We start from the raw sequence: 1,156 nt of genomic DNA, 5'->3' as shown, positions 1-1,156 counted from the left end.
CATCCCGCACCGACGCGGCTCCTTCTGGCCCGGTGCAGAAACGCGACTACGGAACCCACCGGTCGACGTATGTCTTCAGACACTCGTCTGACCGGGGACCGCCGAGACCGTACGCGGTCAAAGCGGGGCAGGTGAGAAGCCTGCGGGGAAGCGGCTGGCCTCCGACAAAAGGCATCGCGCGGATACGAACCTGAAAGCGAAGGGCCTTCTCCCGCAAGACCGGGGGGAAGGAGCGGGGGCCGGATATTGTCTGGCAAGCAAGGGCGAAGATGTGTTTTTGGTAAAAACGGCCGTGGCAATCGCCTCAGCACTTCCTCTTGTATACCATTACATCTCCATGGCAGCTTTAGGTTGCAACCAGCCGCCAATGCACGGTCGCACTGACTAAAAACCAAATAGCAACTGCGACACTAGCGTGCTGACGCTGTCCGCCTTTCCTGCAGATTGATGCGAATTTGGCGCTGTATTAAGTGTGTTACTTCTGGCTGAGCAGAGTTGAGTACGAATCGGCCTCATTGCATTTCCCCTTGTGCTCATTGATCCGTGTCAAGATTTGCGCGGGCAAGACGTGGTACAGTCAACGGTAATTCAGGGGGGCTCATGGAAGAGTTGATTGAAATCGGAAGATCATTCGTCCAGGCCATGCGTGAGCGCAGGGGCCTTGGAAGTGTTGATGAGATGTATGCCGAAAACGCGCAGTCGATAGAGGCTGTTGTGCCTCCGGTTCGACAATTCCGCGTAACAAAGGGTCGAGAAGCAATCAAAGGAAAAAGAGAGGATTGGTTGGCGTCGCATGAAATCCAAGAACTAGAAGTGGATGGCCCCTACGTCCACCCAGCCAACCGCTTTGGAGTGCGCTTCAGAGCTGAAGTGATTCAGAAGGCTAAGGGTGAGCGTATGACCCTGCGCGAGATCGCGGTGTATTCGGTGGCGGAGGGCAAGATTGTGCTGGAAGAGTTTTTCATGCTGCCGAAGTAAGAAGAGCGATCAACAACATTGTCTCTTCGTTGGTTTAATCCGTGCGCACGGCTCTCGGGCAAATTGAAATTCCGGACGGAGGTCGGGAATGCAACACAGAACAGTGGCATATTACGTAGGAATTGATACTGACGACGCGTCGATTTTGGAATGCGCTGAAACTTCCCGCAACCAGAAC

The 1,156-nt window shown here is 54.4% G+C and carries 1 protein-coding gene; it reads left to right on the top strand.

The features are described from left to right. The first annotated feature begins 600 nt into the window (after positions 1-600). The gene (locus tag GOX73_RS20605) at positions 601-978 is read left to right on the top strand and encodes a nuclear transport factor 2 family protein (RefSeq protein WP_171127201.1); all 378 of its coding nucleotides are present in this window, start codon (positions 601-603) and stop codon (positions 976-978) included. Positions 979-1,156: the final 178 nt, after the last annotated feature.

The organism is Ruegeria sp. HKCCD7221 (assembly GCF_013031225.1).
GTDB lineage: Bacteria > Pseudomonadota > Alphaproteobacteria > Rhodobacterales > Rhodobacteraceae > Ruegeria.
This window is presented reverse-complemented; position numbering and strand designations above follow the sequence as displayed.

Coding starts and splice junctions, on each gene's coding strand:
- GOX73_RS20605 (WP_171127201.1), top strand. CDS start 601: ATGGAAGAGTTGATTGAAATCGGAAGATCATTCGTCCAGGCCATGCGT.